This is a genomic window from Saccharothrix isguenensis (assembly GCF_052936305.1).
This window is the reverse complement of record NZ_CP193626.1, coordinates 4,491,239-4,507,274: the sequence shown is the minus strand read 5'-3', so window position 1 is coordinate 4,507,274 and position 16,036 is coordinate 4,491,239. Positions and strand designations below refer to the sequence as shown.

15 protein-coding genes are annotated in these 16,036 nt (G+C 71.4%); 12 read left to right on the top strand and 3 right to left on the bottom strand.

Annotated elements, in window-relative coordinates; translation table 11 throughout:
- Positions 1-60 precede the first annotated feature (60 nt).
- Genes ACRAKI_RS20230 through ACRAKI_RS20220 form a run of 3 tightly spaced genes read right to left on the bottom strand, consistent with a single transcriptional unit; the run spans position 61 to position 2,072 of the window.
- On the bottom strand, positions 61-840 hold the full coding sequence (locus ACRAKI_RS20230; RefSeq protein WP_447002071.1) for a hypothetical protein: 780 nt from the start codon (positions 838-840) through the stop codon (positions 61-63).
- A complete protein-coding gene (locus tag ACRAKI_RS20225) occupies positions 837-1,118 on the bottom strand; it encodes a phosphopantetheine-binding protein (RefSeq protein WP_447002070.1) in 282 nt (93 codons plus the stop codon). The genes ACRAKI_RS20230 and ACRAKI_RS20225 overlap by 4 nt, the downstream gene beginning before the upstream one ends.
- Positions 1,119-1,145: 27 nt before the next feature.
- On the bottom strand, positions 1,146-2,072 hold the full coding sequence (locus ACRAKI_RS20220; protein ID WP_447002069.1) for a 3-oxoacyl-[acyl-carrier-protein] synthase III C-terminal domain-containing protein: 927 nt from the start codon (positions 2,070-2,072) through the stop codon (positions 1,146-1,148).
- Positions 2,073-2,129: 57 nt separating this feature from the next.
- Between ACRAKI_RS20220 and ACRAKI_RS20215 the strand changes: the two genes are divergently transcribed.
- From ACRAKI_RS20215 to ACRAKI_RS20160, 12 genes are all read left to right on the top strand, one after another.
- Positions 2,130-3,272 (top strand): glycosyltransferase, encoded by a 1,143-nt coding sequence (locus ACRAKI_RS20215; RefSeq protein ID WP_447002068.1) that lies wholly within the window; start codon positions 2,130-2,132, stop codon positions 3,270-3,272.
- Entirely contained in the window at positions 3,269-4,270 is a 1,002-nt protein-coding gene (locus ACRAKI_RS20210; RefSeq protein ID WP_447002067.1) for a thioesterase domain-containing protein, read from the top strand. The genes ACRAKI_RS20215 and ACRAKI_RS20210 overlap by 4 nt, the downstream gene beginning before the upstream one ends.
- 171 nt (positions 4,271-4,441) lie before the next feature.
- On the top strand, positions 4,442-6,088 hold the full coding sequence (locus ACRAKI_RS20205) for a class I adenylate-forming enzyme family protein (RefSeq protein WP_447002066.1): 1,647 nt from the start codon (positions 4,442-4,444) through the stop codon (positions 6,086-6,088).
- 3 nt (positions 6,089-6,091) lie between these two features.
- Positions 6,092-7,804 carry a condensation domain-containing protein gene (locus ACRAKI_RS20200; RefSeq protein WP_447002065.1) on the top strand — a complete coding sequence of 571 codons (1,713 nt, stop codon included), beginning with the start codon at positions 6,092-6,094 and terminating at the stop codon, positions 7,802-7,804.
- Positions 7,801-9,150: an aminotransferase-like domain-containing protein gene (locus ACRAKI_RS20195; RefSeq protein ID WP_447002064.1), complete on the top strand. Its 1,350-nt coding sequence runs from the start codon at positions 7,801-7,803 to the stop codon at positions 9,148-9,150. Before ACRAKI_RS20200 ends, ACRAKI_RS20195 begins: the two co-directional genes overlap by 4 nt.
- 162 nt (positions 9,151-9,312) lie before the next feature.
- Positions 9,313-10,668: a class I adenylate-forming enzyme family protein gene (locus tag ACRAKI_RS20190; RefSeq protein WP_447002063.1), complete on the top strand. Its 1,356-nt coding sequence runs from the start codon at positions 9,313-9,315 to the stop codon at positions 10,666-10,668.
- A gap of 4 nt (positions 10,669-10,672) precedes the next feature.
- Positions 10,673-10,972, top strand: a complete 300-nt coding sequence (locus ACRAKI_RS20185) for a hypothetical protein (RefSeq protein WP_447002062.1) — start codon at positions 10,673-10,675, stop codon at positions 10,970-10,972.
- Positions 10,953-12,041 carry a 4-hydroxyphenylpyruvate dioxygenase gene (gene hppD / locus ACRAKI_RS20180; protein ID WP_447002061.1) on the top strand — a complete coding sequence of 363 codons (1,089 nt, stop codon included), beginning with the start codon at positions 10,953-10,955 and terminating at the stop codon, positions 12,039-12,041. The genes ACRAKI_RS20185 and hppD overlap by 20 nt, the downstream gene beginning before the upstream one ends.
- Positions 12,042-12,054: 13 nt before the next feature.
- Positions 12,055-12,954 (top strand): phytanoyl-CoA dioxygenase family protein, encoded by a 900-nt coding sequence (locus tag ACRAKI_RS20175; RefSeq protein WP_447002060.1) that lies wholly within the window; start codon positions 12,055-12,057, stop codon positions 12,952-12,954.
- Positions 12,955-12,956: 2 nt separating this feature from the next.
- Positions 12,957-13,940: a thiamine pyrophosphate-dependent dehydrogenase E1 component subunit alpha gene (locus tag ACRAKI_RS20170; protein ID WP_447002059.1), complete on the top strand. Its 984-nt coding sequence runs from the start codon at positions 12,957-12,959 to the stop codon at positions 13,938-13,940.
- Positions 13,940-14,908 (top strand): alpha-ketoacid dehydrogenase subunit beta, encoded by a 969-nt coding sequence (locus tag ACRAKI_RS20165; protein WP_447002058.1) that lies wholly within the window; start codon positions 13,940-13,942, stop codon positions 14,906-14,908. Before ACRAKI_RS20170 ends, ACRAKI_RS20165 begins: the two co-directional genes overlap by 1 nt.
- Before the next feature lie 15 nt (positions 14,909-14,923).
- Positions 14,924-15,910, top strand: a complete 987-nt coding sequence (locus tag ACRAKI_RS20160) for an alpha/beta hydrolase (RefSeq protein ID WP_447002057.1) — start codon at positions 14,924-14,926, stop codon at positions 15,908-15,910.
- Positions 15,911-16,036: the final 126 nt, after the last annotated feature.

Below are 16,036 nucleotides of genomic sequence, written 5' to 3'. Positions count from 1 at the left end.
TCGTCCGTCCACTGTGGTCAGAGAAGTCGTGCCGGTGCCCACCACGTCCTCGTTCGAGGATCACGGGGCCGCCACCACGGCGAAGCAGAGGTAGCGCAGTTCCTGGTCGTAGTCGCCCACCAGCACTGAGCCGTCGTGAGACTCGGCCAGGTGCCACCACACCCCGGTGGTGGGCTGCCCCGCCGGTGCCCGCGTGTGGTCCGGGCGGTCCGGCCACAACGCGGCGAGCGAATCGCTCAGCACGACCCGCGCGCCGGGGTGACCGGCCGACAGCTCGTCCACCGCGAGCAGAGCCGACCCCGGCACGGCCTCCGGGTCCACGTCGGGGTACTGGCGGACATCGGTCACCCGGGCGTCCGTCCCGTCCTCGTACAGCATGGCCACTCCGCGGTGTTCCAGCGGCGTCGCGGCCGTCGACTCGTAGGGCAGCGAAGCCTGTTCGACCACGACCAGCAGCGCCCGCCGCACGCCGTAGTCCCGCATGACGCGCAGGCCGGTGAACGGCGACGCGCTGCCCTGGTCGCAAATGGCGAACGACATCGGCGTGCCGGGGCAGACGTGGCTGAGGTAGGTCGCGGTGGCCCGCCCCGGCCACACGTCGTGGATGGAGAACGCCAGCACCAGCAGGTCGACCGGCTCCGCCGCGGGCACGACCTCCGCCACCAACGCCCTGGCCATCTCGCCGTAGGAGTGACCGGACAGTTCGGCGACGGGTGCGGCCCCGAACGGCCGGGCCAGGTCCGCGAAGTAGTCGGTCACCTGGGCGCGGTGGTCGTCGCCGGCGAGGACGTCGGCGTTCCCGGTGAAAGCCCTGCGCCCGGCGCGGACCAGGCGCATCACCAGGGCCGGCTGTGACCGGCGATGAACGTGGCCAGCTCGCCGACGGTCAGCAACTCGTCCGGGCGCATCCGCTCCACGTCGATCTGGATGCCGAGCTGCTCCTCCACCTCCAGCAGCAGCTCCAACCCCAGCGACGAGCTGACCCCCAGCTCGTCGGCCATGTGCATGTCCTCGGTGATCGGCTCCTCGCGCTCGACCAGCCGCTGGAGGACGGTGGTCATGGCCTGGACCACGCGGTCCCGCAATGCGATGTCGACCTGGGCGTCGGGTGCGGTCATGTCGGCCTCCTGGGTAGGGACGGGGGATCAGTGCTGGAACACCATCGCGGAGAACGTCGCCCCGGCTCCGGCGCCGACGGTCGCGACGAGGTAGTGGTCGCCCTCGCGGAGCAGGTCGCGCTCCCGGGCCGTGCGGTAGTTGGCGAACGCGTCGGTGCAGAACATGTGGCCGTTGTCGGGCACGTTCGACAGCAGCACGCGCCGCACCGGGAAGCCCATGAGCGAGCACAGGCGTTGCCAGGTCACGACGTTGACGTTGTGCGGCAGGACCAACCGGATGTCGTCCAGGGCGAGCCCCGCTTCGGCGACCGCCTGGTTGATCACCTCGGCCAGCGCCGGGCGGTACTGGCGTTGGAACTCGTCCTCGCGATCGCCGAACTCGCCGTCGAACTCGCCGCGTTGCGCGCACACGAAGGACAGCATCCGGTCGCGCCGCCCGTTGGCGCTCACCAGGCAAGCGGACGCGCCCTCGGCGAACAACGACGTGCCCGGCAGCAACCGCGCGTGGCGGGTGAACGCCTTCTCACCGGTCAGCACCAGCGCCAAGGCGTCGTCGTGGTCACCGGCGAGCAGCCGACCGGCCAGGTCGACCGCCAGCAGCCCGCTTGCGCAACTTTGTTGTGTGACGGTGAAAGTCAGCGCGTGACCGAGCCCAAGCTGACGGGAGACCTCGTGCAGCGGGTTGTGCGGGTACGGCACGACGACCGGCATCGCCCGGCCGTGGACGACGTACCGCACCCGGTGCTCCTGACCGCGCAGCTCGGTGAGCCCTTCGGCGGCGGCGCGCAGCAGCTCGACCGGCGACCGGTCCGGGTCGAGCCGGACCTGGTCAAGTCCGTGGAACCGCCGGAAGAGCCTGACCTGGATGTTGGTGAGGCCGAGCGGGCCGGCCAAGTCCTCGATGGGGACCCGGGAAGCCGGTGTGTACACCGACACCGAGTCGAGAGCGGTCACACTGCGGGATCCCACCACGTCGTTCCCGGCAACGTCAATGTGTGCAACGATGTTGCGGTGTCGCGGTTCCTGCTGGTCGTACTGCCGCTGCAAGGTCACCTCTACCCCATGCTCGCGATCGGGCAGGAACTCGCCCGCGCGGGTCACGAAGTCGTCTGGTGCGGCCCGGAGAACGTGCTGCGCCCGCTGGTCGGCCCGGATGCGACGGTGCACACCACCGGCACACGGGCCTACCGCCGCTACGACGAAACCGGTATGGCCGGGGTGCGGGCGATGTGGGACGGCTACCTGATCCCGTTCACCCGCTTCACCCTCGGCCCTGTCGACGAGGCGGTGCTGCAGCACAAGCCGGATGTCGTGGTCGCCGAGCAGTACGCGCTGGCCGGTGCGTTGGTGGCGCACCGACACGGTGTGCCGTGGGCGACGCTGTGCACCGGCACGCTGGAGCTGACCCCGCCGGCCGACCTCGTGGGGTTCGACGACTACCTGGCCGACAAGATGGCGCAGGCGGTGGCGATGGCGGGCCTGTCCGACGCGCCGATCGACCCCCGGTTCTCGCCGCACCTGGTGATCGCACTGATGACGCCCGGACTGGTGGGCGACGCGGTGCTGCCGGACCGCTGCGTGCTCACCGGCGCGGCGCTGGGCGCCAGGCCGAACGCGCCCGATTTCCCGTGGCACCTCTGGGATTCGGACCGCAGGCACGTGCTGGTCACGGTCGGCACGCTGGTCGGCCACATGATCGGCGACTTCTACGACCGGGCCGCGGCGGTGCTGGCACCCATGGCGGACGAGGTGCAGGCGATCTTCGTGACCTCCGGGGTGGCCGCGGAGTCGTTCCCGGACAACGCCATCACCGCCGAGCTGGTGCCGATGCTGGACCTGATGCCGAAGCTGGACGCGGTGGTGTGCCACGCCGGAGGAGCGGTCAACGAAGCGCTCACCTTCGGGGTCCCGATGGTCGTCGCACCGGTCCGGGCCGAGCAGGTGGCGCTGGCGCGGCAGGTCGCCCGGTCGGGCGCGGGCATCGAGGTGCCGATCCTCGACGTCACGGTGGCCGAGCTGGACACCGCGGTGCGAGCGGTGCTGGACGAGCCGGACTACCGGCGCCACGCCCGTCGGATCGGGGCGGAGTTCACCGCCGCCGGTGGAGCCGCCGCGGCGGCGGCCCACCTGGTCGAGTTGGCGTCCGGCACGTGACCACACGCGAGCGGGAGGACGGTCTGGTGGACGGGTCCGGGGTCAAGGCGCTGCCAAGGGCCGAGGAGTTCGCGTGGGCGAGGCAGCGGCGGGCCGACATCCGCCGCGCGGGTGGCGTCCTCGACCTCGTGCTGCCGCTGCGGGAAGGCGGTGCCGGGCCGGCGCTGTTCTGCGCGCCGCCGCTGGTCGGGGCGAGCTGGTGCTACCTCGCGCTGCTGCCGCACCTCGTGCCCGAGCACCCGGTGTACGGCTTGCAACTGCGCGGACTGCGCAGGCCCGAACCGCTGCCGGTCGACATGGCCGAGGTGGCCCGGGACTTCGCCGACCAGATCAGGCTCACCCAGCCACACGGCCCGTACCACCTGTTCGGGTGGTCGATCGGCGGCAACACGGCGCACGCGATCGCCGAAGAACTGGAGCGGCGCGGCCACGAGGTGGGCCTGCTCGTCATCGGCGACGCGATGCCCGGCTTGCCGAACAGCCTCAGCGTGGCCGACGACAACCTGTGGCTGGTGTGCGACTTCGTGCTCCGCGAGTTCGGTTACCAGCCAGTGGTCGAGCCGGACGACCCCGCCCCGGTGCGCCGGATGCTGGACGTGGTCCGCGGTCGGCCGGGGTTGGGGTTGCACGAGTGGCCGGATCGCCAGCTGCTCGCCCTGCCGCACGTGATCAGGAACAACCTCGCGGTGGCACAACGCCATCTCCCCGGCCGGGTCCGCTGCCCGGTGCTGTTCCTCTCCGCCACCGAGGACGAGCGGACCACCGAGGCGAAGGTGGCCTCATGGGACTCCCACGTGGCCGGACCGGTCGACGTGGTGGAAGTGGACTGCCTGCACGAGCACATGCTGCTGCCCGCGCCGGTCGCTCGGATCGGGGCCGCGATCTCCGCCCGCCTCGGTGGGGGAGCACCGCCCCGCCCCCGTGCCGACCCGAAGTCGCCCGAACCGACCGCGGACGCGTCCGAAAGCCTTATTGCCACTGGGGAATCGCGAACATAGTCTCTGAGTAGTAGTCAGCGTCCGCCCCACGCCCGGTTCACGAGACCTGCGGTCGGCGTCGCAGTCGGCGGGACACCTCACACCGTCCGAACCCACACAGCCGCCGATGCGGGAACCCGAGTCGGCGGCGACCGTTCGGCGGTCCACCGTTCTGCGCAACCGGGAGGTCTGATGAGCGGGGCGAACCTGCGCACCGCGTTGGCGCAGGACATGCGGGTGGGCGCGGGCAACGTGCTGCCCATGCTGGTGGAGCACGGCGCCGACCTCGACGCCCCGCGGATGACCTTCGACGTCGCCGTGGACGGCATACCCGCGTGGACCCCGCTGTCGCTGCGAGACCTGGCCGATCGGGTCGCGGCGCGGGCGGACTGGTTCGCCCGCAAGGGGATCGGCCGACGTGACCCCGTCGCGGTGTTCGTCACCTCGGCGGCCGACGTGTTCCTCAACTTCTTCGCGCTCAACCACCTCGGCGCGATCCCGGCGCTCATGAACGGCAGCATGCCGATCGAGGTCGCCGCGGAGTTCGTCCGCCGGCTGCGCGGCGTCGGCGTGCTGGTCGACGCCGACCACGCGGCGCTGCGGGACCACGAACTCGGCGTACCCGTCCTGGGTGACGCGTCGGAGACCGGCACCGGCGACCCCGACCAGGCACCGCCGCCCTACCGCCACCACGGCGACGACCCCGTGGTGATCACGCACTCCTCCGGCACCACCCGGATGCCGACGCCGGTCGTCCACTCGCACGACAGCTTGTTCGCCGCCGTGCGCGCGGTGCGGCTCACCGAGGCCAGGCCGCACGGCCAGGTGCGCGAGATGTCCGTGCTGCCCGCCGCGCACGCCGCCGGGATCATCGTGGTGAACCAGGCGTTGTGCAACGGCTACGAGCTGCTGTGCCTGTCCGCGCAGGGCGGGCCTTTCGAGCGCAGCGGCGAGGTGGTGCTGGACGCGATCGAGCGCTGGCGACCCACCGGTGTGTTCGGCTTCGCCGTCACGTGGGCCGAGTTGGCGCGGTTCGACCTGTCGAAGCGCGACCTGAGATCGGTGCGCAACTGGTCCAGCACCGGCGACTGCGCGCACGAGGCGCACATCCGCAAGCTGGTGGCGGTCGGCAGCCACCCGGTGTGGACCCCGGACGGCGTGGTGGACGAGCCGGGCTCGAAGTTCATCGACACGCTCGGCTCGACCGAGATGGGCCACAGCGCGTTCGCCATCAGCCACCGGCCCGGCAGCGACCGCTACGACCGGTGCGTCGGCAAGCCGTACTCGTTCGCCGAGGTGGCGTTGCTGGACGTGGCGACGGGCGAGGAGGTGCCGGTCGGCCAGGTCGGGCAGTGCGGGCTCAAGTCGCCGACGATCGCACCCGGCTACTGGAACGACTCGACCGCCACCTACCGCAGCCGCCTCAACGGCTACTACCTGACCGGCGACCTCATGTACCGGGACGAGGAGGGCTACTACTACCACCTCGACCGGGTCAACGACGCGATCGACCTCGGCGACGGTGACTGGCTCTACACCGCGTTGTCCGAGGAGCGCGTCCTGGCCCGTTGTCCGGACGTGCGCGATTGCACGGTGCTCGCGTCGAAGCAGGACGACGGCACTCCGGTGACCGACGTGCTGCTGGTGCTGCACGAAGGGGCCGATCCGGGCCTGGACCGGGGCGAGGCGGTGCGGGCCGCGCTCGGCGAGGCGGTGGCGCGGACGGTGCGGCGGGTCGACGTGGCGCCGGACGGGCGGCTGACCGTCGGACCGACCGGGAAGGTGCGGAAGTTCCTGATGCGCCAACAGGTCTTGGCGGACGCGCCACACGGGAGGTAGCTCGTGCGGTATCCGTTGTCGTTCGCACAGGAGTGGGCGCTCTCCCTGCCCGCGGCCCTGTCCCACGCGACCTGGCTGGACGGTCCGGTCGACCCCGTCGCGCTGCAACGGGCGATGGACGTCGTGGCCGCGAGGCACTCGACGCTCCGGACGCACGTCACCGCCTCCGGGGAGCAGGTCGTCTCGGAGACGGGGCGTGTGGTGGTGGAGCACGTCGTGCTGCCCGGTGACGTGGAGCGGGCCGAGTCGATCGCCGCCGAACTGGCCGAGCGGCCGTTCGACCTTTCGCGCGAGCCCTTGTTGAGGGCCGCGGTGATCGAGGTCGGTGCGGACCGGTGGCTGTTCGCGCTGGCGGCGCACCGGGTCGTGGTCGATGGTTCCGCGCTGGCGATGCTGCTCGCCGACCTGTCCACTGCGTACTCTGACGGATCGTCGACGTTGCACCGGTCGTGGATGGACTACAGCGATTACGCCGTGTGGCAGCGTGAGCGGTTGCGCGGTGAGGAGTTGGCGCGTCAGCTGGAGCACTGGCGCGAGGTGTTGCGCGACGTTCCCGGACCGTTGCGGCTCCCGGCCGGACACCGTGCCGCATCGCTGACCGCGGTGGTCGACTCGGCTGCGGTCCGGCGACTGGCCGCCGTGGCGGAGGGGGTCGGCGCCACCCTGTCCACGGCGTTCCTCGCCGGGTACGCGGTGGTGCTGTCCCGGTACGCGGACCGGACCGATGTCGTGATCGGGCTCCCGGTGAGTGGTCGCATCCGGGTGGAGCTGGAGTCGGTTGCGGGCCCGTTCGCCGACGTGGTTCCCGTCCGGGTGTCCTTGGCGGGTGAGCCGACCTTCGCCGACCTGCTCGTCCGGGTGCGGGACGCCGCGGCAGAAGCGTTGTCGCACGACGAGGTCCCGCTCACGGTGCTCGCTGGAGGACTGGGTGTCGACCTCTCCGGCGCGGTGCGGTTCACCTTCCCGCCGCCTGCCGCGCCCGCGCTGGACCTTCCCGGCGTGACCGTGCGGAGCCGGGTCGTCCTGACGGACGCCGCCGAAGCCGATCTCGACCTGCGTGCGGACGAGAACGGCGCACTGACCCTGGACCACCGCACCGACTCGGGGTTCGCCGACTGGTTGCTGCAGTCGGTGGTTGCGGTGCTGGAGCACGCGGCCGTGGACGGCGCGGTGTCGGAGCTGCTGGTGCCGGTTCCCGAGGACACGTGGTCAGCGGCGACCGAGCCGTCACCGGGCGAATCGTCGCGGACGGAGCTGTCGCTGGTCGAGCTGTCGCCGAACGGCGCGGTCCGGCCTGCCGCCGCAGAGACCGCGAAGACCGAAGTGGACGTGAGTCCGGTGCCGTCGCGGGTCGAGATCGAGCGGGCCATGGCCGAGACCTGGGTCGGCCTGCTCCCCGAGATCGAACACGTCGGCGTGCACGACAACCTGTTCGGCCTGGGTGGGGGATCGCTCACGGCGGTCCGGTTCGCCTCGCTCGTCGCCGACACCTACGGCGTCACCCTGGTCCTTCCGCGGATCTTCGCCTCGCCGACCATCGCGGCGCTCGCGGAGTTCGTGTCGGCGGAGTTGGAGGCCGCCCAAGCGGACCGGGTGGCGGAAGCCGATCGGGCGGCCCGGTTGGCGCAGTTGTCCGACGACGAGTTGGACGACCTGCTCCGCGCCGTCATGGCCACCCGCGAGCGCCGCCGGTCCACCGGGGGTGACGGGAGGTGAGCGCGTCGCCGGCCACCGCCGGGAATGTCGCCGACCTGGCCACCGACACGCTGTTCGGCGCGTTGGAGGACCCCGCCCTGAACTCGATGAATTTCCTCAACGAGGTGGCGATCCACTATCCGGACGCGATACCGCTGGCCGCCGGGAGACCGAGCGAGGAGTTCTTCGAACTGGAGGACGTGCACCGATATCTGCGCATCTTCTCCGGGCACCTCGCCCGGCACCTCACCGAGGAACAGGTGCGGCGCACCGTATTGCAGTACGGTCGGACCAAGGGGATCATCCACGAACTGGTCGCGGAAAACCTGCGCCTGGACGAGGACATCCCGGTCGACCCTGAATCGGTCGTGATCACCGCCGGTTGCCAAGAAGCGATGTTCCTCGTCCTGCGCGCGCTGCGTGCCGACGAACGCGACGTGCTGCTCGCGGTATCGCCGACGTACGTCGGGCTGACCGGCGCGGCCCGGTTGGTCGACCTGCCCGTGCGCCCGGTCCGCACCGGGGAGAACGGGATCGACCTGGAGGACCTGGTCGCGGTGATCCGCCGGGAACGCGTCGCCGGTCGTCGGCCGCGCGCCTGCTACGTCGTCCCCGACTTCGCCAACCCGTCGGGGCTGAGCCTGGACCTGGCGACCAGGCAGCGCCTGCTGGAGGTCGTGGCGGCCGAGGACGTCCTGCTGATCGAGGACAACCCGTACGGGCTGTTCCACGGCGACGCCGACCGGGTGCCCACGCTCAAGGCCCTGGACGCGGACCGTCGCGTCGTCTACCTGGGCTCGTTCGCCAAGTCCGTGCTGCCCGGCGCACGGGTCGGCTACGTGGTCGCCGACCAGCGGGTATCCGGCGCCGACGGCACGATCGGCCTGTTCGCCGACCAGCTGTCGAAGATCAAGAGCATGCTCACGGTGAACACGTCGCCGATCGCGCAGGCCGTCGTCGGCGGCAAGCTGCTGGCGCACGGCTGCCGCCTCACCGGTGCGACCGCCCCCGAACGGCAGCTCTACGACCGGAACCTGCGGCACCTCGTGACCGGGCTGGCGGAGCGCTTCCCACCCGGGTCGGACGTCACCTGGACCGTGCCGACCGGTGGGTTCTTCGTCGTGGTCACCGTCCCGTTCGTGGTGGACGACCGGCTCCTGGAACGCTCGGCGCGTGATTACGGCGTGTTGTGGACACCAATGGGCCATTTCTACGACGGAAGTTCGGGAGTTCGCGCGCTGCGCCTTTCGTGCAGCGTCGTCTCGGTCGAGCAGATCGACCGCGGCCTCGATCGGCTGGCCGCACTGGTCAATGACGTGCGCCCGGTCGGCGAACGTGGTGATCCATCGCGGCCGATTGGCCGATAGTGCGTCGGGTGAACCGTGACGTACGATTCTGCCCACGCGGACCGTGATTGATCCGAAACTTCTGCGAAACTTTTTCGAAGCGCTGTGCGGAACCAGGCGGGAGACCTGATGACAAAAGGCCTGGCGTCGCCTGGATTCGAACTCGAGACGAGTCCGGAATGGGTGGACGAAATCCTGCTCCGCGGCGCGGACGACGGTGTCTGCCTGTATTCGGGAGAACCGGTCGACCGGTCCGCGCTGCGCCGGATGGTCGCGGACCGGCAGGCGCGCCTGGCGGAGGCGGGACTGCGCGCGGGCGGGTCGCTCGCACTGCGCCTGCCGCCGTCGGTGGCCTACGTGGCGAACCTGCTCGCCGGGTGGCGCATCGGCGCCCAGGTCAGCCTCCTCGACCACCGCCTGACCGCGTTCGAGGTCGACGCCGCGCTCGGTCGGCTCGCACCGCAGGTGGTGGTCGAACCGGGGCGGATCACCAGCGGACCGCTCAGCGCGTTCGCCGAGGTCGAGGAGACCGTCACGGCACGTCCCGGCCGTCCCGCGGCGACACCGCACGCGGTGATCCAGTTCAGCTCGGGCTCCACCGGACCGTCCAAGGTGATCGGCCGCACGGCCGCCGACCTGATCGCCGAGGTCGAGCGGTACACCCGGATCGACGGCGTGCCGCTGCCGGGCGAGCGGATCATCGTGCTGGCGTCGATGGTGCACGTCCTCGGACTCGTCGGCGCGCTGCTCTACGGCCTGCACGCGGGTGTGCAGATCAGACCGCCCGAACGGCTCACCGGCGACAGCGTGCTGGACGCGGTGGCGGGCGAAGCCACACCGGCGACGGTGCTGGGCGTGCCGTTCCACATCGGTCTGCTCGCGTCGGTCGTGGACCCTCCGTCCCTGCCGCAGCTCAGGCGCATGACCACCGGTGGCGAAGCGGTGCCCGCCGCGACCGCGACCGCCTTCACCGGCAAGTACGGCGTGCCGCTGGGCAACATGTGGGGGATGACCGAGGTCGGCGTGATCGCGACCGACCTGTTCGGCGAGCACCGGCCCGCGCTCACCCCCGCGCCGGGCCTCGCGGTGGTCGAGCGCGACGGCGAGCTGCTGGTGAGCCGGCCGCGGTCGCCCTACGTCGGCCTGTCGGACCCGGAGCGGTGGGCGGACGGCTGGCTGCGCACCAGGGACGCGGGCACGGTCGACCCGGACACCGGCCTGGTGACGGTCAAGGGGCGCCTCGACTCGCAGGTGTCGGTCGGCGGCCTGAAGGTCGACCTGACCGAGGTGGAGGCGACGCTGGCCGAACTGCCCGGGGTGATCGCGGCCGTCGTGCTGAACGACGACGTGATCACGGCCTACGCGCAACTCGACGCCCCGGCCACGGCGGCGACCGTCCAGGCGGGACTGGCCGAACGGCTCGCCGCCTACAAGAGACCACGCCGGGTGCACGTGCTCGACGCGATGCCGCGCACCACGACGGGAAAGCTGGTGCGCGACCGCTCGGTGCTCCGCGAGGTCGCGCGTGGTGGAAGGTGATCCGATGAGGACAGTGGGGGACGGGGACGGCGGGGAACGGAGTGCCGCGGTGGGCCAGGACCACGCCCCCGATCGGGACGACGTCCTGGCGATGCTCGCCGGCCTCGACGGCAGACCGGCGGACGACGTCCCCGAGCTGATCGAGTCGATGGAGCTGGCCTGGCTCGTGAACCAGGTGGAACAGCGCTACGGCGTGCGCATGGAACTCGACAGCGGCCAGTACAGCCGCATGACCACCGTCTCGGGAGCCGCTGACGTGCTCCGGGAAGTGATCGGGATGCCTGATGAAAACCTCCGGGATTGACCACATCGAGCTGTACGTGGGCGACGCGAGGCAGGCGGCGTTCTACCTCTGCACCGCGTTCGGGTTCAAGGTCTGCGGCCAGGGCGGCCCCGAGACCGGGCTGGAGGGCCGGCGGTCGCTGCTGCTGCGGCAGGGTGACATCCAGGTCGTCCTGACCACCGGTCTGGCCCCGGACCACCCGGCGACCGAGTACGTGCGCCGGCACGGCGACGGCGTGGCGGTCATCGGGATCGGTGTGGACGACGTCGAAGCCGCCTACCGCGGCCTCACCGAGCGCGGCGCCGAATCGGTGTCGCCGCCACGCGAGTACGTGACCGAAGGGCCGGGCGGGCACGACCAGCGGGTGGTCGTGGCCGAGGTGTCCGGTTTCTCCGACGTGACGCACCGGCTGGTCGAGCGGCACGGCTCGCGGCGCGCGTTCCTGCCCGGCGCGATCGAGGTGACCGACCCCGAGCCGGACACGGACGACAAGGTGCTGCGCGTGATCGACCACATCGCGATCTGCGTGCCGGCCGGCGGACTCGCCCCGACCGCCCGGTACTACGTGGACGTGTTCGGCTTCACGCAGATCTTCGAGGAGTACGTCGAGGTCGGCGGCCAGGGCATGGACTCCAGGGTGGTGCAGAGCTCGTCGGGGCAGGTCACCTTCACGTTGATCGAGCCCGACCCGCAACGCCGGCCCGGCCAGATCGACAACTTCCTGACCTGGCACGCGGGCGCCGGCGTGCAGCACGTCGCGTTCGGCACCGACGACATCGTCAAGGCCGTGAGCACGCTCGGCGGCAGGGGCGTGCGGTTCCTCGGCACGCCGAGCACCTACTACGACACGCTCGAAGAGCGGGTCGGCCACCTGGACGCGCCGCTGGACGAGCTGCGCGAGCTCGGCGTGCTGGTCGACCGGGACCACTGGGGGCAGTTGCTCCAGATCTTCACCGAGTCGATGCACGTGCGCCGGACGTTGTTCCTGGAGATCATCGAGCGGCGGGGCGCGCTGACCTTCGGCAGCGGGAACATCAAGGCGCTGTACGAGGCGAAGCGGGGCGAACTGTCCGGCACGACGGCCGGCTGAAGGGGAGACCACGGTGCACGAGTTCACGCTGACCGAGCAGGAGCGCGCCCTGCTCCCGACCGACGACGAGGTCCGGTTCTACGCCGAGCACGGCTGGTACCTCTCCAAGAAGCTCTTCTCCGACGACGAGGTGGACGAGCTGGCCGCCGCGGTCGACCGGTACTACGCGGGTGAGCGGAGCCGCCGGCTGCCGACCCGACCTCCCCGGCTGGCCTACTGGACGCCCGAGAACGGTGACGTGCAGCGCCACAACGACTACGTGCACTACGAGAGCGACCCGATCGCCAAGGCGCTGCTCAAGCCGCTGCTCGGCGCAGTGGCCGCACGCCTGGCGCAGGCCGACGAGATCCGGGTGTTCCAGTCGACGCTGATCTACAAGCCGCCGATCGCCGCGGAGCCGTCCAACGTCGTGCCCTGGCACTTCGACAAGCACTACTGGCTGTCGTCCTCCTCGGACGCGATGCTCACCGCGTTCATCCCGTTCCACGACTGCGACGAGGAGCTGGGCACGATCACCATGGTCGACGGCAGCCACCGCTGGGAGGAGGTCGGCTCGGACGACAGCGCGAACAAGCACTTCGCCGAGCGGGACGCGAACCACCTGGAGAACCTGCTCTCGGTCAACGCCGCGCACAACGGCACCCGGGTGACGAAGATCCCGATGGACATACCCAAGGGGCACATGAGCTTCCACCACTGCCGCACCTACCACGGCAGCGGACCCAACCGCGCGGCCCGGCCGCGGCAGGCCATCTCGCTGCACCTCCAGGACGGCGACAACGCCTACCGCGAGTTCCCCCTGTCCGACGGCAGCCCCGCCTTCTACAACCACGACTCCCTCGTGCGCCGCACCGCGGACGACAGGCCCGACTACGCCGACCCGGAGTTCTGCCCTCCGGTGTGGCGCGCCTGACCATGGTGCAGCCGGCACCGGACACCGACATCGGCCTGTACCGGACGGTGCGGCTGATCCGACGGTTCGAGGAACGGGCGGTCGAGCTCGTCCACTCCGGCGACATCGTCGGCGGCATCCACCCGTACACCGGCCAGGAAGCCGTCGCGGCCGGGGTGTGCGCGGCGCTGCGCGGGGACGACATGATCACGAGCACCCACCGCGGGCACGGGCACGTGCTCGCGAAGGGCGCCGATCCCGCCAGGGTGCTCGCCGAACTGGCCGGCCGCGCCACCGGGCTCAACCGGGGGCGCGGAGGGTCCATGCACGCCGCGGACTTCGGGTTGGGCATCCTCGGCGCGAACGCGATCGTCGGCGCGAACGGCGCCATCACCGCCGGCGCGGCCTGGGCCGCCGGGCAGGCGGGCCGCGACCAGGTCGCGGTGAGCTTCTTCGGTGACGGTGCGGTCAACCAGGGCGTGCTGCTGGAGGCCATGAACCTCGCCGCCCTGTGGCGGCTGCCGGTGCTGTTCGTCTGCGAGAACAACGGTTACGCCACCACCCTGACCGTCGCCGACGCGGTCGCCGGCACGATCACCGGGCGCGGCGCGGCGTTCGGGATGCCCTCGGTGACGGTGGACGGGATGGACCCGCGGACGGTGCTCGGCGCGGCACGTGAGGCGGTGGACCGCGCTCGTGCGGGCGGCGGGCCGTCGTTGGTCGAGTGCCTGACCTACCGGTTCGACGCGCACCACACGTGGGAGCACAAGGCCCGGGTCCGCTACCGCGACGACGAAGAGGTCCACAGTGGACGCCAGAGGGACCCGGTGGTGATCCAGGGCGTGCGGGTGACCGCGGCGGAGCGGGAACGGGTCGACGCGGAGGTCGAGTCCACTGTGGACACGGCGGTCGCGTTCGCGCTCGGCAGCCCGCACCCGGACCCGGTCGGCGCGCTCGACCACCTGTACGCCACCGGGATGCGCGCGCGTCCGGGCGGTGGTGGGTGATGCCGTGGTTGTCCTACCACAAGGCGCTCAACCGGGCGCTCGGCGACGAGATGGCGCGCGACCCGGCGGTGTTCGTGCTGGGCGAGGACGTCCGCGTGGCGGTCTCGAACGTGACCGCGGGCCTGCTCAAGCGGTTCGGACCGGACCGGGTGCTGGACACGCCGCTGTCGGAGCAGGCGTTCACCGGCTTCGCCACCGGAGCCGCGTTGCTCGGCCGCCGTCCGGTGATCGAGTTCCAGATCCCGGCGCTGCTGTACCTGGCGTTCGAGCAGATCGTCAACCAGGCGCACAAGTTCTCGCTCATGACCGGCGGCCAGGCCCGAGTGCCGGTGACCTACCTGGTGCCCGGCTCCGGGTCGAAGACCGGCTGGGCCGGGCAGCACTCCGACCACCCGTACGCCCTGTTCGCCCACGCGGGTGTGAAGACGGTCGTGCCGGCCACACCCGAGGACGCCTACGGCCTGCTGGTCACCGCCATCCGGGACGACGACCCGGTGGTGGTGTTCGCGCCGGCGGCGGCGCTCGGGGTGCGGGTGGACGTCGATTTCGACGCGCTGGCCCCGGTGCCGCTCGGCGTCGGGCGGGTGCACCGGGACGGCGAGGACGTCACGGTCGTCGCGGTCGGGCACCTCGTGCACGACGCGCTCGCGGTCGCCGGGGAACTGGCCGGTGAGGTGTCGGTCGAGGTGTTCGACCCGCGCACCGCGTACCCCTTCGACTGGGACGGGCTGGCCGCGTCGGTGGCCCGGACCGGTCGGCTGGTGGTGGTCGACGACTCCAACCGCATGTGCGGCATCGCGGCCGAGGTCCTCGCCACCGCCGCCGAGCGGTTCGACCTGCTCGCCCCACCCGTCCGGGTGACCAGGCCGGACGGTGCCGTGGTGCCGTTCGCCCTCGCGTTGGACCACGCCGTGCAGCCCGACCGCGCCCAGCTGACGGCCGCGATCCAGAAGGTGCTGAAACACTGACCACGGGAGGTCCGCATGTCACCCGACCCGCAGGTGCGGTCGACGCCCGAGAGCGTCCGGCCGCTGTACACGCTCTCGGTCGAGGAAGCCCGGAAGGCCGACCTCGCGGCGATCCGGGCGGCGGCGGGCCAGGGTGAGCCGGTGCACCACGTTGCCGACCGCCACCTGCCCGGACCGGACGGCGACCTGCCGATCCGGATCTACCGCACGGTGGGCACGGCCGAGCCCATGCCCACCCTGGTCTACTTCTTCGGCGGCGGCTGGACGCTCGGGAGCATCGAGACGTCCGACGAGATATGCCGCGCGCTGGCCAACGCGGTGCCGTGCCAGGTGATCACCGTGGGATACCGCCTGGCGCCCGAGCACAAGTTCCCCGCTGCCGTGGACGACTGCCGCACGGCCGTGTCCTGGATCGCGGCGAACGCCGCCTCCCTCGGCGTCGACCCCGACCGCCTCGCCGTGGCCGGTGACAGCGCCGGCGGCAACCTGGCGGCCGTGACCGCCCTCGGCACCCGGGGCGAACTCGCGCTCGCCGCGCAAGTGCTGGTCTACCCCAACACCGACCACCGCGGCGAGACGGAGTCCATGCGGGTCAACGACGACCCCGCCGCGTTCAACCGCCGGTCCGTCGCCTGGTACTGGAGCCACTACCTGGCGAGCCCGGACCACGGAAGCAACCCCCTGGTCTCGCCGCTGCTGGCCGAGGACCTCACCGGGCTGCCGCCGGCACTCGTGATCACGGCCGAGCACGACCCGCTCCGCGACGAGGGGGAGCAGTACGCCGAACGCCTGCGGGAGGCCGGTGTGCCCGTGGTCGCCACGCGCTACGACGGTGTGGCGCACGGCTTCTTCGCCATGTCGGGTGTCGCGGACGCGGCACGTGAAGCCAGGGCCGAAGTCGCCACCTTCCTGCGCCGGTACCTCGCGGTCGACGCGAGAGTCCTACGTCCACGTGTCGAGAGTCCTACGTCCGCGGAGGACGAGGCCAACGCTCACGGCTAGCGGTGTCGGTGGCCTGAGTCGCCGGGACGGGGCTCGCGGACAGGGCCGTCCCGGGGTTGCTCGACGAACCTGCGGCGTCACCTGTACACAATCGGTGGCGACACACCCAACCGTCGTACCGCGTCC